This is a genomic window from Ruegeria sp. AN11 (assembly GCF_056536005.1).
In genome coordinates this window covers 2,848,029-2,872,966 of record NZ_JBQFJD010000001.1, presented here as the reverse complement: position 1 = coordinate 2,872,966, position 24,938 = coordinate 2,848,029, and the positions used below count along the sequence as shown (strand labels likewise).

Here is a 24,938-nt window from a genome sequence, read left to right as displayed (position 1 = left end):
CATAAAACAGATCAAATTCAGTCTTGTATTTTTCTGATGTGCCTGTGATTGTCCGGTCAACCGTTGGGGTGCCCTGATCGAAGGGCTGAGAGGCGTTAATGCGCTAACCCATCGAACCTGATCCGGGCAATACCGGCGTAGGGAACGGTCTCAGAATGTCAGACGTTTTCCATGCGCGCGTTGCCCAATTTTGATGGAGCAACGATATGACGCCTATTGCGCTGACAATTGCAGGCTCGGACAGCGGCGGTGGGGCCGGAATTCAGGCTGACATCAAGGCAATGTCTGCCTTAGGGGTTTATGGTGCCAGCGTGATCACCGCCGTGACCGCGCAAAACACACGGGCCGTTACCGCCGTTCACGGGATCCCGCTGAATACTGTCGCCGCACAGATCGATGCCGTTCTGTCTGATCTGAGCGTGGGCGCCGTCAAGATTGGCATGCTGGCGACACCGGAGATCATCCGATGTGTTGCAGACAGCCTTGCAGCGTTTCGTGGTTCCATCGTTCTGGATCCTGTGATGATTGCCAAATCCGGCGATGCCTTGCTGACAGAAGACTCGGTTGAGACATTACGGGCGGTGCTCGTGCCCATAGCCACGCTATTGACGCCGAACTTGCCTGAGGCCGGACGCCTTTTGGATTGCCCGGCTGCGGAGACGCCGGATCAGATGGTAAAACAGGGGCTTGCCTTGTGTGACATGGGCGCAGGTTCCGTTCTGATGAAGGGCGGGCATGGATCCGGCGACATTTGCCGTGATCTCTTGATCGACGCTTCGGGCTTGGTGGCAGAGTTCACGGCACCGCGCCGGAAAACCAGAAATACGCATGGCACTGGCTGCACATTGTCCGCGTCAATTGCTGCCGGGCTGGCGCTGGGAAAACCGCTGACGACGGCCGTTGCAGATGCGCACAGCTATCTGCAAGGCGCGATAGCCCGGTCCGATGATCTGGACATTGGTCGCGGGCATGGGCCGGTTCATCATTTTCATCAGCTTTGGCCCGCATGACTGTCTGGTCGGTCATAGGCGCCGGAGTAGCCGGTCTGACTGTTGCAACCGAGCTGGTGTCGCGCGGCGCTGACGTGCAGATATTCGATCCGGCAGGTGCGCCGGGTCCACATGGCTGTTCCTGGTGGGCGGGTGGCATGCTTGCCCCCTGGTGTGAATACGAAAATGCCGAGGAGCCGGTTCTGCGGCTTGGACAAACAGCGATTGACTGGTGGGACGCCAGAACGCGGGTGCATCGGTGCGGAACGCTGGTTGTTGCGCATTCGCGCGACCTGCCGGATCTGCGCCGCTTTGCACGCCGAACGGATGGGCATTCAGAAGTCGGAAGTGCGAATATCGCCTATTTAGAGCCTGATCTAGACAGTTTCAGTAACGGTCTCTTCTTCCGGGCAGAGGCCCATCTTGATCCCCGGCAAGCGTTGCGGGACCTCTGCAGCCACCTCAGGGACCGAGGTGTGCCCTTTCACCGTACATTGGCCCCTTCCCGGTTGGAGAATGCGATCGATTGCCGGGGGTTGCACGCGCGCGAGATCTTGCATGATCTGCGTGGCGTCAAAGGCGAGATGCTGGTGATCCGCTGCCCGGATGTCACTCTCTCTCGCCCTGTGCGACTGCTGCATCCGCGCATGCCGCTTTATGTCGTCCCGCGGGGTGACGGGGTCTACATGCTGGGCGCAACGATGATCGAATCCGAGGACAGCGGCCGGATTACTGCCCGCTCGATGTTGGAGCTTCTCAGTGCGGCTTATGCGCTGAACCCGGCTTTTGGTGAGGCTGAGATCCTGGAAATCGGTGTCGATCTTCGCCCCGCTTTTCCCGACAACCTGCCTCGCATCCGCCGGTTGGGTCGAACGATCTATGCCAATGGCCTGTATCGCCATGGCTACTTGCTTGCGCCCGCGTTGGCACAGGGCGTCGCCGATCTGGCGCTGGAAAACAAACATTCGGAGATGGTCGATGAAGATCGTGCTTAATGGCGAGGCGCGCGAAAGCCGCGCAGAAACCCTTTCAGATTTGCTGGCGGAATGTGGATTCTCGGGCTGCGTAGCTACCGCTGTGAATGAACAGTTCGTCCCTTCAAGCCTTCGACTGGCACTAAAACTCGAAGATGGTGACCGGGTCGAAGTTGTCGCCCCGATGCAGGGGGGCTGACGTGAAGACCTTTTACGGCACAGAACTGCCCAATCCGCTGATGCTGGGCACGGCGCAGTATCCCAGTCCGGCCATTCTGGAACAAGCGTTTCGCCTCAGCGGGGCGGGTGTTGCCACGGTATCCCTGCGCCGTGAAGGCGCGGGTGGGGCTGGGCAGAGCTTTTGGCGGATGATCCGCGACCTGGGTGTCATTGTCCTGCCCAACACCGCCGGATGCCACACGGTGAAAGAGGCTGTGACAACCGCCCAGATGGCGCGCGAGGCTTTTCAGACCAATTGGATCAAGCTGGAACTGATCGGTCATACCGACAGCCTGCAACCGGATGTGTTTCAACTGGTCGAAGCCGCCCGCATCCTGACGGAAGATGGATTTCAGGTCTTTCCCTACACAACGGACGATCTGATCGTCGGCGAACGCCTGTTGCAGGCGGGTTGCGAGGTTCTGATGCCGTGGGGCGCGCCCATCGGGTCCGGGCGCGGTCTGAACAACGAATATGCGCTGCGGGCGCTGCGGGCTGCGTTTCCCGATGTGCCGCTTGTCATTGATGCCGGCATCGGCAGACCAAGCCACGCCGCGCATGCGATGGAGCTGGGCTATGATGCTGTTCTTCTGAACACGGCGGTGGCCCGTGCCGGTGATCCGGTGGGGATGGCGCGTGCAATGGCATTGGCGATTCAGGCCGGCCAATTGGCCTATAAGGCCGACCCGATCGAGGCACGCGACATGGCCGAACCTTCAACGCCAGTGATCGGAAAGGCATTTCTGTCATGACGTTGGACCGGTTCTATCCGATCTTCGATCATTCAGACTGGCTGCACAGGATGCTGCCTCTGGGCGTCAAACTGGTGCAGTTGCGGATCAAGGACCAATCGGGTGATGCGGTGCGCGCCCAGATTATGATCTCGCTCGAACTGTGCCGCAGCCACGGCGTCCGACTGGTCGTGAACGACCATTGGCAGCAGGCAATAGAGGCGGGCTGCGACTGGGTCCACCTGGGGCAGGAGGATCTGGATGATGCCGATCTGCATGCCATCCGCCGGGCAGGCCTGAAACTTGGTGTTTCAACCCATGACGATGATGAGCTTGAGCGGGTTCTGTCGATGGACCCCGACTATGTGGCGCTCGGACCTGTCTATCCGACCATCCTGAAAAAGATGAAGTGGCGGCAGCAAGGTCTGCCCCGCGTGACCGAATGGAAGACGCGGGTGGGGCGTATCCCATTGGTCGGCATTGGCGGAATGTCGGTCGAGCGCGCGCCTGGCGTGTTCGAGGCCGGGGCCGATATTGTCGCGGCAGTGACCGACATCACGCTGAACCCTGACCCCGAAGCGCGGTTGCGCGAATGGATCGACATCACGCGATGAACCGTTACGGACGTCAGATGATCCTGCCCGAAGTGGGACCCGAAGGGCAGGCGGGCCTGTCCGCTGCACGAGTACTTGTCGTCGGGGCAGGAGGGTTGGCCGCGCCGGTTCTGCCGCTGTTGGCCGGGGCAGGGGTGGGTCACATCATGGTTGTTGATGGCGATGTCGTTGATCTGTCGAACCTGCACCGGCAAACGCTTTTCACGGAACGGGATGTCGGCCTGCCAAAGGCTGAAGTTGCGGCGCGGCGCTGTCGCGACCTCAACTCCAAGCTTGAAGTCACCAGACAAAGTCAGGCCCTGACATGCGAAAACGCGGCAAATCTGGTGTCGCGGTCGGATGTGGTCCTGGATTGTGCGGATAGTTATGCGGCCAGTTATGTCCTGTCGGACAGCTGTCTGGCACAGGGAAAGCCGCTGATCAGTGCCTCGGTGCTCGGGTTGTCAGGTTATGTGGGCGGTTTTTGCGGCGGCGCGCCGTCTTTACGTGCGCTGTTTCCAGACGCGCCCGACAGTGGTGCCAGCTGCGCCTCAGCAGGTGTTTTGGGTCCGGTTGTCGGTGTGATCGGCGCGACGCAGGCGCAAATGGCGCTGAGCGTGATCCTGGGCCTGCAACCATCGCCGCTGGGCCAAATGGTGAACTTTGATGCCCGCACCCTGCGCAGCAACAGTTTCCGTTTCGATGATGCGCCAGAACCCGCAAGTTGTTTCCGCTTCCTGTCTGCCAGCCAACTCACGGCCGAAGACCGGATCATCGAGCTTCGCGGCACGGATGAAGCGCTGGTCCCGATACACCCCGGCGCAGAACGACTAACGCCAGTCGAATTGTCCAGATTAGAGCCTAAACAAGCAAAAAGATTGGCCCTTTGCTGCGCCACTGGTCTACGGGCGTGGCGCGCAGCCGAACGGATTCAATCGGATTGGCCGGGCGAGATTGTCCTCGTCGCGGCCTCAACCTCGTGAACAGGAAGGAAACGCGAGATATGAAGAAACTGATCACAGCCTTATCGCTGCTGGCCGCTGCACCGGCCTGGGCTGACGACAAGATGACCATTTTGCTGGACTGGTTCATCAACCCCGATCACGGCCCCATTATCGTGGCGCAGGAAAACGGCTATTTCGCCGAACAGGGGCTTGAAGTTGAAATCATCCCGCCTGCTGACCCGTCCGCACCGCCGCGTCTGGTTGCTGCGGGGCAGGCCGATCTGGCTGTGTCCTACCAGCCGCAACTGCATCTGCAGATACACGAGGGTCTGCCCCTGAAACGTGTCGGCACGCTAGTCGCGACCCCGCTCAACTGCCTTCTGGTATTGGAAGATGGCCCGGTCAAAACCCCGGCGGACCTGAAAGGCAAGAAAATCGGCTTTTCTGTCGCTGGCGTGGAAGAGGCGGTTCTGGGCACCGTTCTGGGCAAGTATGACGTCGCACTGGCCGATGTCGAAATGATCAACGTCAACTTCTCGCTTTCACCGTCGCTGATGTCGGGGCAGGTAGATGCGGTGATCGGCGCCTACCGCAATTTCGAGCTGAACCAGATGGACATCGAAGACCATCCCGGCACCTGCTTCTATATCGAGGAAGAGGGCGTGCCGTCCTATGACGAACTGATCTATGTCGCGAACCCGGACACAATGGATACCGACAAGATCGCCCGTTTTCTGGCCGCGACGGAGAAGGCAACACAGTTCATCGTCAACAACCCCGAAAAAGGCTGGGAAATCTTCGCAGCAACCTCGCCCGAGCTGCAGGATGAGCTGAATGCCCGTGCCTGGTTCGACACGCTGCCGCGTTTTGCCCTGCGCCCGGCCGGGCTCGATGCCGGTCGGTACACCCGGTTCGAGGTTTTTCTGAAAGACAGCGGCATGATCGACAGCATCAACCCGGTCAGCGCCATCGCCATCGACGTGACTGCGCAATGAATGAATATGGCAAGGCCTTCGCGCTGATGCGCGATGCGGCGCAGGGGCCGTGGCGGGATTATACCCGCCACGCCTTTGTCGAAGGGTTGAAGGACGGAACGCTTCCGCGCGCGGCATTCCTTCACTATCTGCGGCAGGACTGTGTATTTCTGATCCATTTTGCCCGTGCCTGGGCGCTTGCGGTGGTGAAATCGGAAACCCACGAAGAGATGCTGGCCGCCTCGCGCACGGTGAACGGTCTGATCAGCGAAGAGATGAAACTGCATATCGGTGTCTGCGAGGCTGCGGGCATTTCACAGCAGGACCTGTTTGCGACGCCCGAGCGTGCCGAGAACCTGGCCTATACGCGCTTTGTGCTCGAGGCAGGCTACAGCGGTGACTTGCTGGACTTGCTGGCAGCGCTTGCGCCTTGCGTCATGGGCTATGGCGAGATTGGCGCGCGTCTGGCAACCGAGGCCACGTCCGAAACCTATCGGGACTGGATCAACGCCTATGCCAGCGAAGACTATCACGCTGCATGCAAGGCGGTTGGCGAGTTGCTCGATCAGGCTCTAACATGGCGCATTGGTCAAGATTTTGAAGCCTCCCCTCGCTGGGACCGCCTGAGCCGGACGTTCCGCACCGCGACCGAACTTGAAGTCAGTTTCTGGCAGATGGGCCTGACGCCATGATGTCTGCCCCTGCCCTGACCATCAGCGGACAGGCCACAATCGGAGGCGCGACCCTGTTCGCGCCGCTTTCGCTTACAATGGCGGCAGGGGAATGGACCTGTCTTCTGGGCGGTTCCGGCGTCGGTAAAACCACCATCCTGCGCCTGATCGCGGGATTGCAGACCGGGGCGGAGTTCTCGGGGCAAATCACGGCCGACGATGGCTTGCCGGTGCCAGAACGTGTCGCGTACATGGCGCAGGACGATCTGTTGCTGCCTTGGGCAAGTGTGGCTCGGAATATCACGCTGGGCGCACAGTTGAGGGGGGAAAGGCCGATCTGAACCGGCGCGACCGTCTGATCAAACGGATGCGCCTTTGGGATCACCTGACCATGAAACCGTCGGAACTGTCAGGTGGTCAGCGCCAGCGCGTGGCTCTTGCCCGAACGCTAATGGAGGGCCGCCCTTTCGTATTGCTGGACGAGCCGTTTTCGGCCCTTGATGCCCGAACCCGCGCCGATATGCAGGATCTCGCGGCCGAGGTGTTGCTGGGCCGCACCGTTTTGCTGGTCACCCACGATCCGGCCGAAGCCGCCCGGCTGGGGCAAACCATTGTTGTCATGACCCGGCCCGGGCTGACCAAATGCCAGCCGCCCCGGGCTCCGGCCCCCCGCAAAGTGGACGACCCGGACTCGTTGGCCACGCAAGGCGCATTGTTGCGCCTGCTGAGACAGGAGGCAGCATGAAATACCTGTCTCCGCTTGCGGCCGCGCTTTTTGCCCTTGTCGTCTGGCAGGGCATCGTCACCTTCACGGGCTGGCCGAAATTCATCCTGCCCGGCCCGGCCATTGTCGCCGAAACATGGTGGGACAACCGGTGGATCATCGCAAAGGACACCTGGGTGACGGCCATCGAGGTTCTGACCGGCTTCGTTTTTGGTGTAACCTTGGGCGTTGTCACAGCCGTCTCGCTGGCCAGTTCGCGCATGACCCGGATCCTGGTGCGACCCTTGCTGGTGTTCACGCAAGCCCTGCCGGTTTTTGCCCTGGCACCGCTTTTGACGCTTTGGCTGGGGTTTGATCTTTGGTCGAAAGTGGCAATGGCCATGCTGATCATCTATTTTCCGGTGACGTCATCCTTTTTTGATGGATTGATGCGCACTCCGGCCGGATATCTGGACCTTGCACGCACCATGCAGGCCAGCCCGCGCGCAGTTTTGTGGCATATCCGAATACCGGCCGCCCTGCCCTCGTTGGCTTCGGGGATGCGGCTGGCGGCTGTCTACGCACCCATCGGGGCCGTGATCGGAGAATGGGTCGGTGGCTCGTCCGGGGGGTTGGGGAACCTGATGCTGCTGGCCAACGGGCGGGCCAAGACGGACCTGATGTTCGCGGCCATGCTGACGCTGGGTGTATTTTCGATCCTGCTGCACATGGTGGTGCACCGCGCCACGGCGCGCATGGCGGGTGAGGTGCGTTAACGTTTCGGAAAGCAATTCTGCGCCAGTCTGCGCGTATGACCAACGACGCCTTTGCCGAAGCCCCGATGCTTTTTGAAAACGACGAAGCCCCGGTGCAGCCGCTGCCGGCAGGCCGGTTGCCGTCTTATATCAAGGACCATCGCAAAAGGCTGCGCGAACGGTTCATGTCTGGCGGTTCTGCAGCGATGCCGGATTATGAGCTGCTGGAGCTGGTCCTGTTCCGCTCGATCCCCCGACAGGACGTAAAGCCCCTGGCCCGGGCCCTGATGGACGAACTGGGCGACTTCAACCGGGTGCTGACCGCGCCCGAAGAACGGTTGCGACAGATCAAGGGTGTCGGCGACAGCGTGATCACGGATCTGAAGATTCTGGAAGCCTGCGCCCATCGCATGGCCCGCGCACGGGTGATGCAACGGCATGTGATCTCGGGCTGGAACGCATTGCTGGATTATTGCCACACCACCATGGCCCATCGCGAGACCGAGCAGTTTCGCGTGTTCTACCTTGATCGCAAGAACGTCCTCATCGCGGATGAGGAACAGGCCAAGGGCACGGTGGACCATGTTCCCGTCTACCCGCGCGAGGTGGCGAAAAGGGCGCTGGAACTGAATGCCTCGGCTTTGATCCTGGTGCACAACCACCCGTCAGGTGATCCCACGCCATCACAGCCCGACATCGACATGACCAATCGCATTCATGATGCCTGTACAGCGCTTGGCCTGGTGCTGCACGATCACCTTATCATCGGAAAATCGACAGAGCTGAGTTTCCGGTCGCAGGGCTATCTGTAGCTGTCGGTGGGATTCGAAGTCACTCGATCCAGACTTCGACCCGGCGGTTGATCTTGCGGCCCCATTCGGTGTCGTCGCAGGCCATGGGCATGGCTTCGCCGAACCCTTCGACCGAGATCTCGACACTGTCTGGGATCGCGGTCTCAACAGCGGCCAGAACTGCGTTGCGCACTGTTTTGGCCCGCAATAGCGCAATGCGGGCGTTCCCCGCCGCTGGCCCGTCACCATCGCTGAATCCCACGAAGGTCAGCTTTCGGGCCTCGTAGGCACCGGCCTCAAGCGCCTGCGCCAAGTGCAGAATGTTCGCGCGGGACTGGGCATCCGGGCGCGAAGACCCGGCCTCGAACCGGAAAGACAGCGACAGGCGTGACATCGGGCGCAGCGTTTCGATCATCTGTTTCAAGCTGTCCAGGCCAACTTCGTCCCCGCCGTTTGCGATTGCGTTGGCAAGGCGGTCCCCCTGCAATCCGATACGCATGGTCTCGGGTGCCTGATCCACGAAACCGGCCTGCCGTATCGCCATCTGAGCTTCCGGGCTTTGGGTATAGGCCAGAAACTGTCGTGCGATCCGGGGCAGGCGGTATGACGGCAGGTACAGGAACATAGGTGAGGTTAGCGGATAATCCTCGGTCTTGATCGATTGCCGGGTCGCCGTCAGCGCGTGGCCGCAGCCCCCGGCAAGCGGCAGCGCGCGAACCTTGTCAGCTTCGGCCCGGCTGGCGATTCCGATGGCAAACGGATCCTCGGCCACTGCGTGAACCAAGTCGTTGCTGCGCCCATGCCGCAGGACCGTGTCGGACAGCGCCACGCCAGCGGGCGCAAGCAACTGATCCTCGAAGGCCTGGGACAAGCCCGATCCTATGTCCGGCAGATGTAGCGCAATCGGCGCATCGGCCCCGCCCAGTTCGGCCCAGTTCAGGATTTCGCCGGAATACACGCGTGCCAGATCCGTGGGCGAGATCTGTCGTATTGCGTTGACGGCGGACACCACAGGCACCATCGCATCCAGCGCCACAACCCGGGATCGCCGCGCTTTTGTCAGATCGCCCATCCCGGCGTCTTCCGCAGCCAGTCGCTCACCCGGACGGATTTCGCGCAAGGCCATGACGATATCGGTTTCATTCGCGCTCAGATCGGAAAACCCCCGGCCTGTATTGCCCACGCGAAAGAAGAACCGCCCCAAAGGTCTGGGTCGCCCGGGTTGAAACAGCTCGTAGGCAAAGGTTGCCGAGTCAATCCGTGATGGGGTCGCCGACAACTCTTCTTGTTGGGCAAAACCAAGAATCAGGGCAGGCATGACTTTCTCGGCCATGACGGACGACCCGGAGAACCGGACCTCTGCCACAAAATCGGTCAGATTGGGGCAGGCGGGGCCATCGCAGGTCACGCCGGACCCGTCCACCGTCAGTTCACCGAATTGGGTGTCGATGCGATAGAACTCGCCATCATATCCCAGCAGGTTTCCGGTTACCTCGACCTTGCCGTCATGCGAGGTCAGCGTGATGTCCTGCGCCTGGGCACCGGGCGCCAGCGTTGCCAGAAAAAGTGCAGCCACTGCTGCACGTAAGGATGTCATAGGAGTTTCGAGCCTGCCTGCGGTTTACTTTGCCGCGATTGTCAGGTCTTGGAACAGATTATTCAACACCAGAAACTCTCCGACCTGCGAACAGTCGGGCAGGTTCAGCACCAGATCGCGTGAGCGTAGGCGGCGGTCGGCGCGCAGTTCCAGCGACTGTACGCTCAGATCCGAGCCGCAATTGGCCTTGGTCACGTCAGCCTCGACCGTCAGGCCGATGGCACCCGATTGCGCAGACTGGCCGGAAGGGAAGGAATAAATCTCGATATTCTGCGCGGTGCCAAGACCCGGCTGGCCCATATGGACAACCTCGCCGACACCCGTTGCCGAGCTGTCCGCCCAGACATGCCCGTCACCGCCATAGCTGGCACCAAACTCCAGCGCGTGAATCTGTAGATCGGTCGTGCCCTTCCATTGCAGCGCGACGCGGTCGTACTGGCTTATGTCCGGCACGTGCGTTGTTGCCACCGTACCTTTTTGATCGTCGAAGGAAATCAGAAAAATCGCGTATTCCGACAGCACCGGCATCGTCAGATCCAAGGCGCCGTTTTCATCCGTCTGTTGAGAAACGGCCAGCCCGCTGTGATGAACCTCGATCCGTTGGTTGGCGTGGCAGGGGGCCTTGACGATCAACCTTGCCGCGGCACCGGGCACTGCGGTGGCGCGCGCGCTCAGGTTGCAGTCGGTCATTACTTCGGGGCCGGTTTGGCCGGGTTGCAGGCTGCGTTGCGAGGGTGCCGGAGCAGAAAGTGACGCGGTGCTTGCAGAAGACGAGGTAAGCGCGAACTGCTCGAGCCCGGCCAGCCCAACAGGCTGTCCTGCGGCAGAAGCCACAGAGATACCGGCCTGACTTCCATCAGGTTGCGCGGCAGATCCATTCTGCATCAGGTAACCGATGGCGAGCGCGCAGACGACAGTGCCACCCATGGTCACGTAGTTTCTTACAACGAACAAGACACCCTCCCCAGTTGAAGGAGCGAGTCACACTTTCCCGGTCAATCGCGGCCAATTTGTGACCGCGACGCGAAGTCATTGTGTTCGAATTTAGGTGACGTTAGGTCAGCCTGCCGTGACAGTGTTTGAACTTCTTTCCGGATCCACAGGGGCAGCGGTCGTTGCGCGACGGGTTACCCCAGGTCGCCGGATCGCTTTCGTCAAATCCGGGCCGGGCATCACCCGAGGCGTCGGCTTCAGCGACTGCTTCGGCCTGACCGGCGGCCTGTTCGACCGCCTGTTGCGCCTGGGCCTGCTGCGCCGCCATCTGGGCCAGCATCTCACGCTGCTCTTCCTCGGTCAGCGGGCGAACGCGCGACAATTGCTGTGTCACGGTTTCGCGCAGGCTGTCCAGCATCCCTTCGAACAGCTGAAAGCTTTCGTTCTTGTACTCGTTCAGCGGATCGCGCTGGGCATAGCTGCGGTAGCCTACGACCGAGCGCAGATGTTCCAGCGTCACCAGATGCTCGCGCCACTTGCCGTCGATGGTCTGCAGCAGCACCTGCTTTTCGATGTTGCGCATGTTCTCGGGACCAAACGCGGCGGCCTTCTGGGCCATCATCTCGTCTGCGGCTTTGATCAGGCGCTCTCGCACCTGCTCGTCATCTACGCCTTCCTCGGCGGCCCAATCCTGAACCGGGGCGTCGATGGTCAGCTTGTCCTTGATCGCCTCGTGCAGACCGTCGGTGTCCCACTGGTCGGCATAGGTTTTCGGCGGCATGTATTCGTCGATCAGATCGTCGATCACCTGTTCGCGCATGTCCGACACGATTTCCGACAGGTCACTGGTCGACATGATCTCGCGCCGCTGGTTGAAGATCACCCTGCGCTGGTCGTTCATTACGTCGTCGAACTTCAGAACGTTCTTGCGCATGTCAAAGTTGCGGCCTTCGACCTTGGACTGGGCGCGTTCCAGCGACTTGTTCACCCATGGGTGGATGATTGCCTCGCCTTCTTTCATACCCAGCGTTGTCAGCACCTTGTCCAGCCGTTCCGAGCCGAAGATGCGCATCAGATCGTCTTCGAGGCTGAGGTAGAACACGGTGCGGCCCGGGTCGCCCTGGCGGCCCGAACGACCACGCAGCTGGTTGTCGATGCGGCGGCTTTCATGCCGTTCCGAGGCCATGACATACAGGCCACCGGCCTCAAGCACTTTCTGTTTTTCCTCGGCGTGACGCGCCTCTTCCGCCGCGCGCAGCTCGGCGGGGTCCGCTTCGGGGTTCTCGGCAAGTGCCTGCAGAACCTTCATTTCCACGTTGCCGCCCAATTGGATGTCGGTACCGCGTCCGGCCATGTTGGTGGCGATGGTCACCGCGCCCAGACGACCCGCTTCGGCGACGATTTGCGCTTCCTGCTCGTGCTGGCGGGCATTCAGCACGTTGTGCTGAATGCCTTCCTTGGTCAGCATCTGGCTCAGCACCTCTGATTTTTCAATCGAGGTGGTGCCCAGCAAAACCGGCTGGCCCTTCTCGACCGCCTTTTTGGTTTCCTTGATCATCGCGCCGTATTTCTCGGGGGCGGTGCGATAGACCTGATCGTCTTCGTCCAGACGGGCGATCGGCTTGTTGGTCGGAACTTCGACCACACCCAGCCCATAGATCTCGGCAAATTCCTCGGCTTCGGTCAGCGCGGTACCGGTCATGCCGCCCAACTTGTCATAAAGTCGGAAGTAGTTCTGGAACGTCACGCTGGCCAGCGTCACGTTCTCGGGCTGAATCTGCACGCCTTCCTTGGCTTCGATGGCCTGATGCAGGCCTTCGGACAACCGGCGGCCCGGCATCATCCGGCCCGTAAATTCGTCGATCAGTACCACATTGCCGTCGCGGACGATGTAGTCCTTGTCGCGCTGAAACAGCTTGTGCGCGCGCAGGCCCTGGTTGACGTGATGCACCACGGTCGTGCTTTCGGGGTCGTACAGCGAATGACCTTCGGGGATCAGGTCGTTTGCCAGCAACTGCTGCTCAAGATACTCGTTGCCTTCATCGGTAAAGGTGACCGTGCGCGACTTTTCGTCCAGCGAATAGTGATCGTCCTGCAGCAACGGGATCAGCGTATCGATGGCGGTATACAAGTCCGACCGGTCCTGCGATGGACCCGAGATGATCAGCGGTGTCCGCGCCTCGTCGATCAGGATCGAGTCGACCTCGTCCACGATCGCGAAATTATGGTGCTTCTGATAGACGTCGTTCAGGTCCGCCCTCATGTTGTCGCGCAGGTAGTCGAAGCCCAGCTCATTGTTGGTGGCATAGGTGATGTCGCAGGCATAGGCCGCCTTTTTCTCTTCGTCCGGCTGACCGGACCAGATCACACCGGTCGTCATGCCTACGGCCGAGAAAACCTTGCCCATCCATTCCGCGTCGCGCTTGGCCAGGTATTCGTTCACCGTGACCACGTGCACACCCTTGCCGGTCAGCGCGTTCAGATAAGCCGGGAGGGTGGCGACCAGCGTCTTTCCCTCACCCGTTTTCATTTCCGAGATGTTGCCCTGATGCAGGAACGCGCCGCCCATCAGCTGCACGTCGAATGCCCGCAGACCCAGCGCCCGCTTAGCACCCTCGCGCACGTTGGCAAAAGCTTCGGGCAGCAAGGCATCCAGGCTCTCGCCATCCAGCGCGCGTTGGCGCAGCTCTTTGGTCTTCTCGATCAGACCCTCATCCGACAGTTTCTCAAACTCCGGCTCCAGCGCGTTGATCTTTTCGACCAGCGGGCGGGTCGCCTTGATCTTGCGGTCGTTCGGTGTTCCGAACACCTTTTTGGCAAGCGTTCCGAGTCCCAGCATGTTCACTCCAGCGGATCTGTTCTTGTCTTGGTTGCGACAGGCTTGCCCACCTTGCGCGCAACCCATAGATACGGGGGGTGAAAGGCGGCCCTGTCCAAGGCTTCAAAGCGATGTAAGCGGCAGGTTCCAGAGTGTCAACGCTGCGCCCTGTCGCGGCATGGAAATAGGATAATTCAATGCCCAAAGGCCTCACTTTTCTGCCATCGCTGGCCCTGACCGCCGTGATGGCCCTGCCACTGGCCGCCCAGACCCAGCCGGATGCGACCACTGTGGTTGCGCGCGTCAACGGGGACGAGATCACTTTGGGTCACGTGATCGCCACCGCCGCAAGCCTGCCGCAGCAATACCAGCAGATGGAAGACCAGGTTCTCTTTGACTTCATCGTCGAGCAGCTGGTCCAGCAGCAATTGCTCAGCCAGGAACAGGAAGGCCTTTCCACCTACAACGCCCTGACACTCAAGAACGAGGAACGTTCGCTGAGGGCCGTGCAGACGGTTGCCGAAATCACCGGCGGTCTGGTGACGGACGAGTCGATTCAGGCCGCCTATGACGCGCAGATCGCCGAGTTTGAAGGCGAGGACGAGTACGAGGCCAGCCACATTCTGGTAGAAACCGAGGATGAGGCCAAGGAAATCAAGACCCAGCTGGACGATGGCGCGGATTTCGCGGAGCTCGCCAGGGAAAAGTCCACCGGCCCGTCAGGCCCCAATGGCGGCGTGCTGGGTTGGTTCGGCAAGGGCCGCATGGTGCCCGAGTTTGAGGCCGCCGTGCTGGAGCTGGAAGTAGGCCAGATCTCGGATCCTGTGCAGACCCAATTCGGCTGGCACGTGATCATCCTGAACGATCAGCGCAAGTCCGAGGCCCCTGAACTTGCCGAGGTTCGCAATGAACTGGCCCAGACCATCCAGCAGGAAGCCATTCAGGCCCGTATCGACGAACTGACCCAGAAAGCCCAGATCGAGCGTCCGGCGCTGGAAGGTGCCGGTCCGGAAATCATGCGGCAGCTGGATCTGATTCAGGAGTAAGCCCCTTGGCCAATATCACTAAAGTGTCGCCGCTGGCACCTGCGGCCTTCCCCGACCTTCCGGCCATCGACGGCGTGCGTTTCGCGACCGTCGAGGCCGGTGTGCGCTATCAGGGTCGTACCGATGTCATGCTGGCAGTGCTGGATCCGGGCACATCCGTGGCCGGGGTATTCACCCGCTCGGCGACTCGCGCGGCCCCGGTGCTGGATTGTCAGGACAAGATTGGCGGATCCAGCGAAGGACCGGCAGCGATCGTTGTGAATTCGGGCAATGCCAACGCCTTCACCGGCCATTATGGCCAGACCTCGGTGGCAGAAGTGACCCAGGCCGTTTCCAAGGCCACCGGCGTTCAGGTCGAACGGGTCTTTACCTCATCAACCGGCGTGATTGGTGAACCGCTGCCGCATGAACGCATCGTGGCTCAGCTTGAGACGCTGAAGGCGGGGCTCAGCCGTCATGCGATCGAGGATGCCGCCCGCGCCATCATGACCACCGATACCTTCCCGAAAGGAGCCTCAGCGCAGGTTCAGATCGATGGTAAAACAGTCTCTATTGCAGGGATTGCCAAGGGCTCCGGCATGATCGCGCCGGACATGGCGACGATGCTGGTCTACATCTTCACGGATGCCCGGGTCGAGCAATCGGCACTGCAGGCGATGCTGCGCGCGCAGACGGACCGGACGTTCAACTGCATCACCGTCGACAGCGACACCTCGACTTCGGACAGCCTGCTGTTGTGCGCGACGGGGGCCTCGGGGGTGGATGCCACCGGCAATGCGGCGTTTGCCGAGGCGCTGGAAGGCGTCATGCTGGATCTGGCACAGCAGGTGGTGCGCGACGGTGAAGGCGCCACGAAATTCGTGGAAATTCGCGTGACTGGTGCGGCCTCGGATGCGGATGCCAAGGTGCATGGGCTGGCTATCGCCAACTCTCCGCTGATCAAGACGGCCATCGCGGGCGAAGACCCCAACTGGGGCCGCGTGGTCATGGCTATCGGTAAGTCCGGTGCCGCAGCGGATCGGGACCTGCTGAGCATTTCCTTCGGGGATATTCTGGTGGCCGAGAAAGGCTGGGTCAGCCCCAACTATCGCGAGGAAGACGCCGCCGTCTATATGAAAGGTCAGGATTTGGTCATTGCCGTTGATCTGGGGCTGGGCGAGGGCAAATCCACCGTCTGGACCTGCGATCTGACCCACGGCTATATTGAGATCAACGCGGACTATCGCTCGTGAAACCGGAGCAATTCCAGCAAAAGTGGAGCCCGGTTTTGCGTCCGGGATTGCGACCATGAAAACCGTGTTGGTGTCTGCTGTCGCCCTGATCGATATTGAGGGCCGGGTGTTGTTGGCGCAGCGTCCGGAGGGTAAATCCATGGCTGGCCTGTGGGAGTTCCCCGGTGGCAAGATCGAACCCGGCGAAACCCCTGAGGCCGCCCTGATCCGCGAATTGCACGAAGAACTGGGTATCGACACCTGGGCGTCCTGCCTGGCCCCGCTGACCTTTGCCAGTCACAGCTATAGTGACTTCCATCTGCTGATGCCGCTGTTTGCCTGCCGCAAATGGCAGGGCATCCCGCAGTCGAAAGAAGGACAGGCGTTGAAATGGGTCCGCGCGAATGATTTGCGCAGCTACCCGATGCCTGCGGCGGATGTGCCGCTGATCCCGATCCTGCGGGATTGGTTGTAGAGTGGAATGCATAAGACAGTTAGAGTGATCAGCCTGGACGCCGGGTATGCGGACCCAGAGACGGCTTGGAGCGCACCGCCGATGTTCGGAACACGGCCAAAAGCCAATGTCGCATTGATCGGACCCGAGTTTTCCCGCAAAGAGCATGTTTCACGCCACGCGCCTTCTGCACCGGCCCATAACGTGGCAATGTCTTTGTGGTTCGGCAACAGAAGGAGGCCAAAATGGCACAGACATCGGATATCAACCGTCAAATTGTTCTCGCCGAGCGACCAAAAGGTCAACCAGACGACAACACACTGAAATTGCAGACAACCGATGTGCCAGTGCCCGGCGAAGGCGAAATGCTGGTGCGCACGGTTTACCTGTCCTTGGATCCCTACATGCGGGGGCGCATGAATGATGCCAAGTCCTACGCCGAGCCTGTGGCGATCGGAGAAGTCATGACTGCCCAGGTCGTTGGGCAGGTGGTGACTTCCAATCTCGAGGGCTACGAAGAAGGCGACTTCGTGCTTTCCGGCAGTGGCTGGCAAGACTATGCGATCTCCGACGGAGTTCAGGTGATAAACTTGGGTAAGAACCCGCAGAACCCATCCTGGGCTTTGGGTATACTTGGGATGCCTGGCTACACCGCATACGCAGGACTTTTGAAAATTGGAGAGCCAAAACCGGGCGAAACCGTCGTTGTGGCAGCGGCAGCTGGGCCGGTCGGGGCAACAGTCGGGCAAATCGCAAAGCTGAAAGGATGCCGGGTCGTTGGTATTGCCGGAGGGCCCGAGAAATGCGCTCACGTGGTCGAAACCCTCGGGTTTGATGCCTGCATTGATCACCGGTCGGATGATTTGGCCACCGAATTGCGCGAAGCATGTCCGAACGGGATTGACGTGTATTTCGAAAACGTTGGGGGCAAAGTGCTTTACGCGGTTTTGCCGCTGCTTAACCCTTTTGCTCGTATCCCCGTGTGTGGTGTGGTGGCTTGGTATAATTTACCTGGTCTTCCAAAGGGACCTGATATGGGACCGGCCATCATGGGCACCATACTGCGTATGAAGGTTAAGATGCAGGGCTTTATCATCTACGACAGTTTTCCGCTGTCGCTGTACAAAGAGTTTGCTCGGGACATGACCGCTTGGCTTCAAGATGGGTCCGTCAAATACAAAGAGCATGTCGTGGAAGGGCTTGAAAACGCTCCTGCGGCCTTTAATCAGCTGCTGGTTGGCGGGAACTTTGGAAAGATGGTTGTCAAAGTCGGGTCGTAGGCACCCGACTATTTCAATCGGAGCTGCCTTTTGCCGAAAGATGCTTCCACAGAAGTTATTGGGCTCAGTTGGCGGCGGGGGGTTAATGTCTTCATCCGCGACGATCCTAAGCATCAGTTTTCAAACGGCTTTGAACCTTGGCTAGCTGCGGCCATTCACTCGTGACCGCAGCCTAGAAACTGGGGCTGGCAATTCATCCAGATTAAGCTTCCTGTGCAATTTGGGCTACCGAGCAATCACTGTTGGTCATAGTTCGCAATACTTGCGCAGTTTCTGTTTCGGGACCGTTCAAATCACCCGCGCACCCCGCCTCCAGCCCGCCGCAATGTCAGTGACCATTTGAAGAATGGGCGGTCTTTTCTCCGCCTCGCTTTTGCCGGAAGCATTTTTTCTCTTAGTGTGCGCTTTGTACAAATCAGAAGATCACCACTCTACCCCTGTTACAATTCGTAAGAATTGAGAAAACATCAGGAAAAAGTTGACGCTGATTGTGCCACTGTCCCAAATCGGGGCATTGGCGTTCGGACCCTGTTCCGGACCCGCCATTTCCGCCCCCTGGGAGAGGGGTCGGATGGGGAGGAGAAAAGATTGGCTCAGACGCAGTCGGGCGCCGAAGGGATGCAGTCTCTTCCGGCGCTGTTACACCGCAATGTGACCCGGTTCGGGGATGCCCCGGCCTATCGGGAAAAAGAATTCGGGATCTGGCAATGCTGGACCTGGGCGGAAGCAGCCCGGGAAATCCGCGCCATCGCGCTGGGTTTTCTGGAGCTTGGCGTCGAGAAGGGCGACCATATCGCGGTGATCGGCCGCAACCGCCCGGCGCATTACTGGTCCATGGTCGCAGCCCAGATGGTGGGCGCGGTTCCGGTGCCTCTCTATCAGGATTCGGTCGCCGAAGAGATGGCCTATGTTCTGGAACATTGCGGCGCGAAATACGTCGTCTGCGGTGATCAGGAGCAAGTCGACAAGGTCATCGAAATCCAGGAAAAAATGGATCAGGTCAAACACATCCTCTATACCGACAAGCGGGGGATGCGGAAATACGACCACAGTCAGATGAACGCTTTGGCCGATATCATGGCCGAGGGCAGCGCCGGCCATGCGCGGTTCGATGAGGAACTGGACAAGCGCATCTCAGAGATCACCTATGACGACACATGCGTGATGCTTTACACCTCGGGCACCACCGGCAAGCCCAAGGGTGTGGTGCTGTCGAACCGCAACGTGATCGAAAGCGCCAAGAACTCGGCCGATTTCGATCATCTGACACGGAACGAAGACATTCTGTCCTATCTGCCGATGGCGTGGGTGGGGGATTTCATCTTTTCGATCGGACAGGCTTATTGGTGCGGCTTCTGCGTGAACTGCCCCGAAAGCGCCGACACGATGATGACGGACCTGCGCGAGATCGGACCGACCTATTTCTTTGCCCCGCCGCGCGTGTTCGAGACCCAGCTGACCAACGTGATGATCCGGATGGAGGATGCGAGCAAACTGAAGCAGCGCATGTTCCACCACTTCATGGCGCATGCCAAGAAGGTCGGAGGCCTGCTGCTAGACGGCAAGCCGGTGGGTTTCGGCGACCGGATGAAATACGCGCTGGGCAATCTGCTGGTGTATGGTCCGCTGAAGGACACGCTTGGCTACGGTCGCTTTCGCGTCGGCTACACGGCGGGTGAGGCAATCGGGCCGGAGATTTTCGATTTCTACCGCTCGTTGGGCATCAACCTGAAACAGCTTTACGGCCAGACCGAAGCGACGGTCTTTATCACCGTTCAGCCGGATGGAGAGGTTCGGGCCGACACTGTTGGCGTCCCTGCGCCGGATGTCGAACTGAAGATCGACGACAAGGGCGAGATTCACTACCGCTCGCCCGGTGTGTTCGTCGAGTATTACAACAACCCGGAATCGACGGCATCGACCAAGGATGCCGAAGGTTGGGTGGCGACCGGGGACGCCGGATTTATCGAAGAAAGCAGCGGCCATCTGCGGATCATCGACCGCGCCAAGGATGTGGGCAAAATGGCCGACGGGTCCATGTTCGCGCCGAAATATGTCGAAAACAAACTGAAGTTCTTTCCTGACATTCTTGAAGTTGTCCTGTTCGGCAACGGCAAGGATCGCTGCGTGGCATTCATCAATATCGACCTGACTGCTGTCGGCAACTGGGCCGAACGCAACAATGTGGCCTATGCGTCATATCAGGAACTGGCGGCGCATCCCCGTGTGTTAGAGACGATTCGCGGCCATGTGGAAGAGGTGAACAAGTCTGTGGCCGCTGACGAAATGTTGTCGGGCTGCCAGGTGCATCGCTTTGTGGTTCTGCACAAGGAACTGGATGCGGATGACGGTGAAATGACCCGGACCCGCAAGGTGCGGCGCGGCTTCGTTGAAGAGAAGTTCCACGACATCATCCAGGCACTTTATGATGGGTCCGAGAGCATTTCGACGACCACGGAAGTGACCTATGAGGATGGCCGCAAAGGCGCGATCAGCGCGACCTTGAAGATTGTCGATGCACCGGTCGTGCCTGTCGCGCAGCACAAGGTGGCGGCAGAATGAGGGCCGGTCGTACGCCGCTCGACCTGCGGTCATCGCCCCGCCCGCCGTCCCGTTTTTCCAAACGTCAGGGAGCGACTGATGCTGGATAATTCCGAAGGATATGTCACCGAAGACGGCCGCAAGATCGGCGGTGTGGTGATGGAGATGAAGAACATCACCCTGCGCTTTGGCGGCGTCGTGGCGATCAAGGATATCTCGTTTGACATCCGCGAAGGTGAAATTCGCGCGATCATCGGCCCGAACGGGGCCGGTAAATCCTCGATGCTGAACGTGATTTCCGGGTTCTATGTTCCGCAGGAGGGTGAGGTCTGGTTCCACGGATCGAAACGCCCGGCGATGCGCCCCTACGAAGTGGCGCGTCAGGGCATTGCGCGCACGTTCCAGAACATCGCCCTGTTCGAGGGGATGAGCGTTCTGGATAACGTGATGACCGGCCGTCTGAACTACATGAAGACCAACGTCCTGCAGCAGGCGTTCTGGAAGGGTAAGGCCGAGGCGGAAGAGGTCGAGAACCGCGAGGCAGTCGAGAAGATCATCGACTTTCTTGAAATTCAGCACATCCGAAAGACGCCCGTGGCGCGCTTGCCATACGGGTTGAAAAAACGCGTCGAGCTGGCCCGTGCGCTGGCTGCGGAGCCCAAGCTGTTGCTGCTGGATGAACCGATGGCGGGCATGAATGTCGAAGAGAAAGAGGACATGAGCCGCTTTATCCTCGACGTGAATGACGAATTCGGCACCACGATTGCCCTGATCGAACACGACATGGGCGTGGTGATGGACCTGAGCGACCGGGTGGTCGTGATGGATTACGGCAAGAAGATCGGCGATGGCACACCCGACGAGGTGCGCAACAATCAGGAAGTCATCGACGCCTATCTGGGGGTCAGCCATGACTGAAGCCTTGGCAGAATTGGGGAGGGGCTGACATGCCTGAACAACTCGTATTTGCGATGGAGGTCATCCTCAACGGTCTGATGGCCGGGGTGCTTTATGCACTGGTCGCGCTGGGCTTTGTGCTGATCTACAAGGCGTCCGGGATTTTCAATTACGCGCAAGGGGTTATGGCCCTTTTTGCGGCGATGACACTGGTCGGGATCATGAATGGTCAGGTGCCCTTTGCGCATCTGATCAACGCGATCTTCGGCACCCATGTCCACTATTTCGGCTGGAACGTGCCCGCGTTGCTGGCGATCATTCTGACAATGGCGGTGATGGTCTTGCTGGCCTGGGCGGTGCAGCGGTTCGTCATGCGCCATTTGGTCGGGCAGGAGCCGATCATTCTGTTCATGGCGACCATCGGTCTGGCCTATTTCCTTGAAGGTGTGGCCGACCTGATGTGGGGATCCGAGATCAAGACGCTGGATGTTGGCCTGCCGCAGGGTATCAACCTGTGGATTGACGAGACGACGTTCAACATCTTCGATTACGGCTTCTTCATCGACAATCTGGATATCGTGGCGACGGTCATTGCGGCGCTGCTGGTGGCGGCGCTGGTGGCCTTCAGCCAGTACACCAAACAGGGCCGGGCGATGCGCGCCGTGGCGGATGATCACCAGGCTGCGCTGTCAGTCGGCATTTCGCTGAACTTCATCTGGGTCATGGTCTGGTCGGTGGCCGGATTCGTGGCACTGGTCGCAGGGATCATGTGGGGCACCAAGTCCGGCGTGCAGTTCTCATTGTCGCTGATCGCACTCAAGGCGCTGCCGGTGTTGATGCTGGGCGGGTTCACCTCGATCCCCGGCGCGATCGTGGGCGGGCTGATCATCGGTGTGGGAGAGAAGCTGTTCGAATTCGCGATCGGCCCGATGGTGGGCGGCGCGACCGAAAACTGGTTCGCCTATGTTCTGGCGCTGATCTTCCTCGTGTTCCGGCCTCAGGGTCTGTTCGGTGAGAAGATCATCGAAAGGGTTTAGGTCGTGCAGAAGCTGATCGCCATCATTAACGTCATCGCCTGGGCCGGGTTCTGGGCCTTCGGCTACATCGCGATCACGGCCGAGGGGCTAACGGACGGCCAGTTGATGATCGCCGCGATCCTGGCGTTTGCCGGTCTGGTGACGGGCGTGCTGGCCTATATGAAACTGGTGCGCAACACCGAACAGAGCGGTTACGCCAAGTCTTCAAAACAATTGGACGCTGCGACCCGGAACCGGGCGCAGGAAGAATGGGGAAAGTAAGACATGTTCTATCGTGAAGCCGGGGACTTCAAAGTCTCGTACGTGGATGACAGCCAGACTTTCCCGATCAAGTTTGATCGGTACCGCTACTACGTGGTGCTGGCGGTGGCGTTCGGGATCATTCCGTTCATCATCAACGATTATTGGGCCAACGCGCTGCTGTTGCCGTTCCTGATCTACGCAATTGCGGCCATCGGGCTGAACATTCTGGTGGGCTATTGCGGGCAGGTATCGCTGGGGACCGGCGGGTTCATGGCTGTGGGCGCATATGCCTGCTACAAGCTGATGACGGCCTTTCCCGATGTCAGCATGTTCATCCATGTCCTGCTTGCCGGAGGTATTACGGCCATCGTGGGTGTGCTGTTCGGTCTGCCTTCGCTGCGGATCAAAGGGTTCTATCTGGCGGTGGCCACGCTGGCGGCGCAGTTCTTTCTGGTCTGGCTGTTCAACCGGGTGCCGTGGTTCTACAACTATTCCGCTTCGGGTCAGATCAATGCGCCCGAACGTGACGTGTTCGGCATCATCATCACGGGGCCGAATGCTCCGGCCTGGGCAACCTATCTGTTCTGCCTGATCTTCCTGACGGTCAGCGCGCTGATTGCCCGCAACCTGACGCGCGGCACCACCGGGCGCACATGGATGGCAATCCGTGACATGGACATCGCAGCCGAAATCATCGGAGTGAACCCACTGAAGGCCAAGATCAGCGCCTTCGCCGTCAGTTCGTTCTTTGTCGGCATAGCTGGTGCGCTGTTCTTTGCGGTCTATCTGGGCGCGGTCGAAGTGGGCGAGGTGTTCGGCATCCAGAAGTCGTTCCTGGTGCTGTTCATGGTGATTATCGGCGGACTAGGCTCTATTTTCGGATCCTTTGCCGGGGCTGCGTTTCTTGTGCTGTTGCCGGTGGTTCTGAAGGTTGTCGGGGTCGACGTTTTGGGCTGGCCCACCGATATCGTGGCGCATCTTCAGCTTGTGATCGTCGGTGCGCTGATCATCATGTTCCTGATCCTGGAACCACACGGGCTGGCGCAGCTGTGGCGCGTGGCCAAGGAAAAGCTCAGACTCTGGCCGTTCCCGCACTAAACGGAACCGGCCCAATCATAAGACGGGTGCAAAGCCCGAAACCGCATCGGAATAACCAAGGGAGGAAACACCCGATGAACAAGAAACTGGCAACTATGGCGCTGGGCGCTCTGATGGCCGCAGGGCCCGCTTTGGCGGATCTTGTGATCCCGGACCTCAGCTATCGCACAGGGCCTTATGCTGCGGGCGGTATTCCGTTCTCGGACGGCTACAACGACTATTTCACTCTGTTGAATGAGAGGGATGGCGGTATCGGCGGTGTTCCCGTTCGTGTTGTCGAATGCGAGACCGGCTACAACACCGAAAAAGGTGTGGAATGCTATGAATCGACCAAGGGCGAGGGCGCGCTGATCTATCAACCGCTGTCGACCGGCATCACCTATCAGCTCATCCCGAAAGTGACGGCCGATGACATCCCGCTTCACACCATGGGATATGGCCGGACTTCGGCCCGCAACGGCAAGGTGTTCAGCCATGTCTTCAACTATCCCGCCAATTACTGGGACGGCGCCTCGGGCGCGGTGAACTATCTGCTGGAAGAAAATGGCGGTGATCTGAACGGCAAGAAAATCGCGCTGGTCTATCACAACTCGGCCTACGGCAAAGAGCCGATCCGCACGCTGGAAGAGCTGTCCAAGAAGCACGGTTTTGAACTGTCCACGCTGCCGGTCGATCACCCCGGTCAGGAGCAGAAGTCGCAGTGGCTGCAAATCCGCCGCGAAAAGCCGGACTACGTTCTGATGTGGGGCTGGGGCGTGATGAACCAGGTCGCCATTCAGGAAGCCGCGAACATCCGTTTCCCGATGGAAAACTTCATCGGCGTCTGGTGGTCGGGTGCGCAGCATGACGTGCTGCCCGCAGGCGACAAGGCGAACGGGTACAAGGCCGTCACCTTCCACGCGGTCGGTAATGACTTCCCCGTATTCGATGACATCAAAACGCATGTTGTCGATGCCGGTAAGGCCGCAGGCGCAGGCGATCAGGTCGGTACCGTTCTGTACAACCGCGGTCTCTATTCCGCGATGCTGGCCGCCGAGGCGATCAAAGACGCGCAAGAGGCCAACGGAACCGGCGACGTCACACCGGGCATGGTGCGTGACGCGATGGAGAACCTCAATATCACCGAAGAGCGTATGGCCGCACTGGGCATGCCGAACTTTGGCCCGACCTTCCAGGTGTCGTGCGACAACCATGGTGGCCCAGGCCTGATCGGTGTGTCCCAATGGGATGCAAGCACCAAGACCTGGAGCCTCATTTCCGACTTCAAGCCAACCGATGGCGAAGTGATCGGCGCGCTGGTTGCGGAAGATTCGAACGCGTACGCGGCTGAAAACAACGTCGCAGCCCGCTGCGAATAAGAGAAGACTCCGCGCCCCGGAGCGATCCGGGGTCGCCAAACAATCGGAGCGGCGGCGCGCCTGCCGCTCCTGATGAACCGC

Annotated in this window: 23 protein-coding genes, 1 pseudogene and 1 riboswitch; of the genes and pseudogenes, 21 read left to right on the top strand and 3 right to left on the bottom strand. The window is 59.8% G+C overall.

From position 1 onward, the window contains the following. Nucleotides 1-54: 54 nt before the first annotated feature. Nucleotides 55-161, top strand: a riboswitch (TPP riboswitch). A gap of 45 nt (nt 162-206) precedes the next feature. From thiD to radC, 11 genes and pseudogenes are all read left to right on the top strand, one after another. Continuing rightward, nucleotides 207-1,010, top strand: coding sequence for a bifunctional hydroxymethylpyrimidine kinase/phosphomethylpyrimidine kinase (gene thiD / locus ACR3EQ_RS14155; protein WP_170612681.1), 804 nt, complete (start codon nt 207-209; stop codon nt 1,008-1,010). Then, complete coding sequence (locus ACR3EQ_RS14150; protein WP_480490982.1) at nt 1,007-1,984, top strand: FAD-dependent oxidoreductase; 978 nt, start codon at nt 1,007-1,009, stop codon at nt 1,982-1,984. The genes thiD and ACR3EQ_RS14150 overlap by 4 nt, the downstream gene beginning before the upstream one ends. After that, nucleotides 1,968-2,162, top strand: coding sequence for a sulfur carrier protein ThiS (gene thiS, locus ACR3EQ_RS14145; protein ID WP_321249930.1), 195 nt, complete (start codon nt 1,968-1,970; stop codon nt 2,160-2,162). Before ACR3EQ_RS14150 ends, thiS begins: the two co-directional genes overlap by 17 nt. A gap of 1 nt (nt 2,163) precedes the next feature. Next, nucleotides 2,164-2,934 carry a thiazole synthase gene (locus ACR3EQ_RS14140; protein WP_480490980.1) on the top strand — a complete coding sequence of 257 codons (771 nt, stop codon included), beginning with the start codon at nt 2,164-2,166 and terminating at the stop codon, nt 2,932-2,934. Then, complete coding sequence (locus tag ACR3EQ_RS14135) at nt 2,931-3,527, top strand: thiamine phosphate synthase (protein WP_480490978.1); 597 nt, start codon at nt 2,931-2,933, stop codon at nt 3,525-3,527. Before ACR3EQ_RS14140 ends, ACR3EQ_RS14135 begins: the two co-directional genes overlap by 4 nt. Continuing rightward, nucleotides 3,524-4,489, top strand: coding sequence for a HesA/MoeB/ThiF family protein (locus ACR3EQ_RS14130; protein ID WP_480491785.1), 966 nt, complete (start codon nt 3,524-3,526; stop codon nt 4,487-4,489). The genes ACR3EQ_RS14135 and ACR3EQ_RS14130 overlap by 4 nt, the downstream gene beginning before the upstream one ends. Before the next feature lie 20 nt (nt 4,490-4,509). Further along, nucleotides 4,510-5,445 (top strand): ABC transporter substrate-binding protein, encoded by a 936-nt coding sequence (locus tag ACR3EQ_RS14125; protein WP_480490976.1) that lies wholly within the window; start codon nt 4,510-4,512, stop codon nt 5,443-5,445. Continuing rightward, on the top strand, nt 5,442-6,116 hold the full coding sequence (gene tenA, locus ACR3EQ_RS14120) for a thiaminase II (protein ID WP_170612669.1): 675 nt from the start codon (nt 5,442-5,444) through the stop codon (nt 6,114-6,116). The genes ACR3EQ_RS14125 and tenA overlap by 4 nt, the downstream gene beginning before the upstream one ends. Continuing rightward, nucleotides 6,113-6,840, top strand: a pseudogene (locus ACR3EQ_RS14115) (ABC transporter ATP-binding protein). The gene tenA and the pseudogene ACR3EQ_RS14115 overlap by 4 nt, the downstream one beginning before the upstream one ends. Next, the gene (locus ACR3EQ_RS14110; protein ID WP_170612665.1) at nt 6,837-7,574 is read left to right on the top strand and encodes an ABC transporter permease; all 738 of its coding nucleotides are present in this window, start codon (nt 6,837-6,839) and stop codon (nt 7,572-7,574) included. Before ACR3EQ_RS14115 ends, ACR3EQ_RS14110 begins: the two are co-directional and overlap by 4 nt. Nucleotides 7,575-7,609: 35 nt before the next feature. Continuing rightward, a complete protein-coding gene (gene radC / locus ACR3EQ_RS14105) occupies nt 7,610-8,365 on the top strand; it encodes a RadC family protein (RefSeq protein WP_170612664.1) in 756 nt (251 codons plus the stop codon). Between the two features lie 19 nt (nt 8,366-8,384). Here radC and ACR3EQ_RS14100 read toward each other — a convergent pair whose 3' ends face one another. From ACR3EQ_RS14100 to secA, 3 genes are all read right to left on the bottom strand, one after another. Next, nucleotides 8,385-9,941 (bottom strand): phosphate ABC transporter substrate-binding/OmpA family protein, encoded by a 1,557-nt coding sequence (locus tag ACR3EQ_RS14100; protein WP_170612663.1) that lies wholly within the window; start codon nt 9,939-9,941, stop codon nt 8,385-8,387. Nucleotides 9,942-9,965: 24 nt separating this feature from the next. Beyond that, on the bottom strand, nt 9,966-10,895 hold the full coding sequence (locus ACR3EQ_RS14095; protein ID WP_170612661.1) for a hypothetical protein: 930 nt from the start codon (nt 10,893-10,895) through the stop codon (nt 9,966-9,968). Between the two features lie 100 nt (nt 10,896-10,995). Beyond that, the gene (gene secA, locus ACR3EQ_RS14090; protein WP_170612659.1) at nt 10,996-13,713 is read right to left on the bottom strand and encodes a preprotein translocase subunit SecA; all 2,718 of its coding nucleotides are present in this window, start codon (nt 13,711-13,713) and stop codon (nt 10,996-10,998) included. A gap of 176 nt (nt 13,714-13,889) precedes the next feature. Here secA and ACR3EQ_RS14085 point away from each other — a divergent pair, with 176 nt between their 5' ends. From ACR3EQ_RS14085 to ACR3EQ_RS14040, 10 genes are all read left to right on the top strand, one after another. After that, nucleotides 13,890-14,738: a peptidylprolyl isomerase gene (locus tag ACR3EQ_RS14085; RefSeq protein WP_170612657.1), complete on the top strand. Its 849-nt coding sequence runs from the start codon at nt 13,890-13,892 to the stop codon at nt 14,736-14,738. A 5-nt stretch (nt 14,739-14,743) separates the two neighbouring features. Continuing rightward, nucleotides 14,744-15,970 (top strand): bifunctional glutamate N-acetyltransferase/amino-acid acetyltransferase ArgJ, encoded by a 1,227-nt coding sequence (gene argJ, locus ACR3EQ_RS14080; RefSeq protein WP_170612655.1) that lies wholly within the window; start codon nt 14,744-14,746, stop codon nt 15,968-15,970. A 55-nt stretch (nt 15,971-16,025) separates the two neighbouring features. Then, on the top strand, nt 16,026-16,424 hold the full coding sequence (gene mutT, locus ACR3EQ_RS14075; RefSeq protein WP_170612653.1) for an 8-oxo-dGTP diphosphatase MutT: 399 nt from the start codon (nt 16,026-16,028) through the stop codon (nt 16,422-16,424). 224 nt (nt 16,425-16,648) lie between these two features. Then, nucleotides 16,649-17,683 (top strand): NADP-dependent oxidoreductase, encoded by a 1,035-nt coding sequence (locus ACR3EQ_RS14070; RefSeq protein WP_170612651.1) that lies wholly within the window; start codon nt 16,649-16,651, stop codon nt 17,681-17,683. A gap of 618 nt (nt 17,684-18,301) precedes the next feature. Beyond that, nucleotides 18,302-20,245, top strand: a complete 1,944-nt coding sequence (locus tag ACR3EQ_RS14065; protein WP_170613143.1) for an AMP-binding protein — start codon at nt 18,302-18,304, stop codon at nt 20,243-20,245. A gap of 78 nt (nt 20,246-20,323) precedes the next feature. Beyond that, nucleotides 20,324-21,142 carry an ABC transporter ATP-binding protein gene (locus tag ACR3EQ_RS14060; protein WP_170612649.1) on the top strand — a complete coding sequence of 273 codons (819 nt, stop codon included), beginning with the start codon at nt 20,324-20,326 and terminating at the stop codon, nt 21,140-21,142. Between the two features lie 29 nt (nt 21,143-21,171). Continuing rightward, entirely contained in the window at nt 21,172-22,158 is a 987-nt protein-coding gene (locus ACR3EQ_RS14055; protein WP_170612647.1) for a branched-chain amino acid ABC transporter permease, read from the top strand. Between the two features lie 3 nt (nt 22,159-22,161). Next, nucleotides 22,162-22,419 (top strand): hypothetical protein, encoded by a 258-nt coding sequence (locus ACR3EQ_RS14050; protein WP_170612645.1) that lies wholly within the window; start codon nt 22,162-22,164, stop codon nt 22,417-22,419. Nucleotides 22,420-22,422: 3 nt separating this feature from the next. Beyond that, a complete protein-coding gene (locus ACR3EQ_RS14045) occupies nt 22,423-23,499 on the top strand; it encodes a branched-chain amino acid ABC transporter permease (RefSeq protein ID WP_170612643.1) in 1,077 nt (358 codons plus the stop codon). Nucleotides 23,500-23,573: 74 nt separating this feature from the next. Then, nucleotides 23,574-24,857: an ABC transporter substrate-binding protein gene (locus ACR3EQ_RS14040; protein WP_480490971.1), complete on the top strand. Its 1,284-nt coding sequence runs from the start codon at nt 23,574-23,576 to the stop codon at nt 24,855-24,857. Nucleotides 24,858-24,938: the final 81 nt, after the last annotated feature.

What these genes read in the sequence shown, in the direction of transcription:
- secA (WP_170612659.1), bottom strand. Translation starts at nt 13,713, where the DNA reads ATGCTGGGACTCGGAACGCTTGCCAAAAAGGTGTTCGGAACACCGAAC.
- ACR3EQ_RS14060 (WP_170612649.1), top strand. Translation starts at nt 20,324, where the DNA reads ATGCTGGATAATTCCGAAGGATATGTCACCGAAGACGGCCGCAAGATC.
- ACR3EQ_RS14110 (WP_170612665.1), top strand. Translation starts at nt 6,837, where the DNA reads ATGAAATACCTGTCTCCGCTTGCGGCCGCGCTTTTTGCCCTTGTCGTC.
- ACR3EQ_RS14135 (WP_480490978.1), top strand. Translation starts at nt 2,931, where the DNA reads ATGACGTTGGACCGGTTCTATCCGATCTTCGATCATTCAGACTGGCTG.
- radC (WP_170612664.1), top strand. Translation starts at nt 7,610, where the DNA reads ATGACCAACGACGCCTTTGCCGAAGCCCCGATGCTTTTTGAAAACGAC.
- ACR3EQ_RS14065 (WP_170613143.1), top strand. Translation starts at nt 18,302, where the DNA reads ATGCAGTCTCTTCCGGCGCTGTTACACCGCAATGTGACCCGGTTCGGG.
- ACR3EQ_RS14130 (WP_480491785.1), top strand. Translation starts at nt 3,524, where the DNA reads ATGAACCGTTACGGACGTCAGATGATCCTGCCCGAAGTGGGACCCGAA.
- ACR3EQ_RS14125 (WP_480490976.1), top strand. Translation starts at nt 4,510, where the DNA reads ATGAAGAAACTGATCACAGCCTTATCGCTGCTGGCCGCTGCACCGGCC.
- thiS (WP_321249930.1), top strand. Translation starts at nt 1,968, where the DNA reads ATGAAGATCGTGCTTAATGGCGAGGCGCGCGAAAGCCGCGCAGAAACC.
- ACR3EQ_RS14055 (WP_170612647.1), top strand. Translation starts at nt 21,172, where the DNA reads ATGCCTGAACAACTCGTATTTGCGATGGAGGTCATCCTCAACGGTCTG.
- ACR3EQ_RS14070 (WP_170612651.1), top strand. Translation starts at nt 16,649, where the DNA reads ATGGCACAGACATCGGATATCAACCGTCAAATTGTTCTCGCCGAGCGA.
- mutT (WP_170612653.1), top strand. Translation starts at nt 16,026, where the DNA reads ATGAAAACCGTGTTGGTGTCTGCTGTCGCCCTGATCGATATTGAGGGC.
- tenA (WP_170612669.1), top strand. Translation starts at nt 5,442, where the DNA reads ATGAATGAATATGGCAAGGCCTTCGCGCTGATGCGCGATGCGGCGCAG.
- ACR3EQ_RS14045 (WP_170612643.1), top strand. Translation starts at nt 22,423, where the DNA reads ATGTTCTATCGTGAAGCCGGGGACTTCAAAGTCTCGTACGTGGATGAC.
- ACR3EQ_RS14085 (WP_170612657.1), top strand. Translation starts at nt 13,890, where the DNA reads ATGCCCAAAGGCCTCACTTTTCTGCCATCGCTGGCCCTGACCGCCGTG.
- ACR3EQ_RS14150 (WP_480490982.1), top strand. Translation starts at nt 1,007, where the DNA reads ATGACTGTCTGGTCGGTCATAGGCGCCGGAGTAGCCGGTCTGACTGTT.
- ACR3EQ_RS14040 (WP_480490971.1), top strand. Translation starts at nt 23,574, where the DNA reads ATGAACAAGAAACTGGCAACTATGGCGCTGGGCGCTCTGATGGCCGCA.
- thiD (WP_170612681.1), top strand. Translation starts at nt 207, where the DNA reads ATGACGCCTATTGCGCTGACAATTGCAGGCTCGGACAGCGGCGGTGGG.
- ACR3EQ_RS14100 (WP_170612663.1), bottom strand. Translation starts at nt 9,941, where the DNA reads ATGACATCCTTACGTGCAGCAGTGGCTGCACTTTTTCTGGCAACGCTG.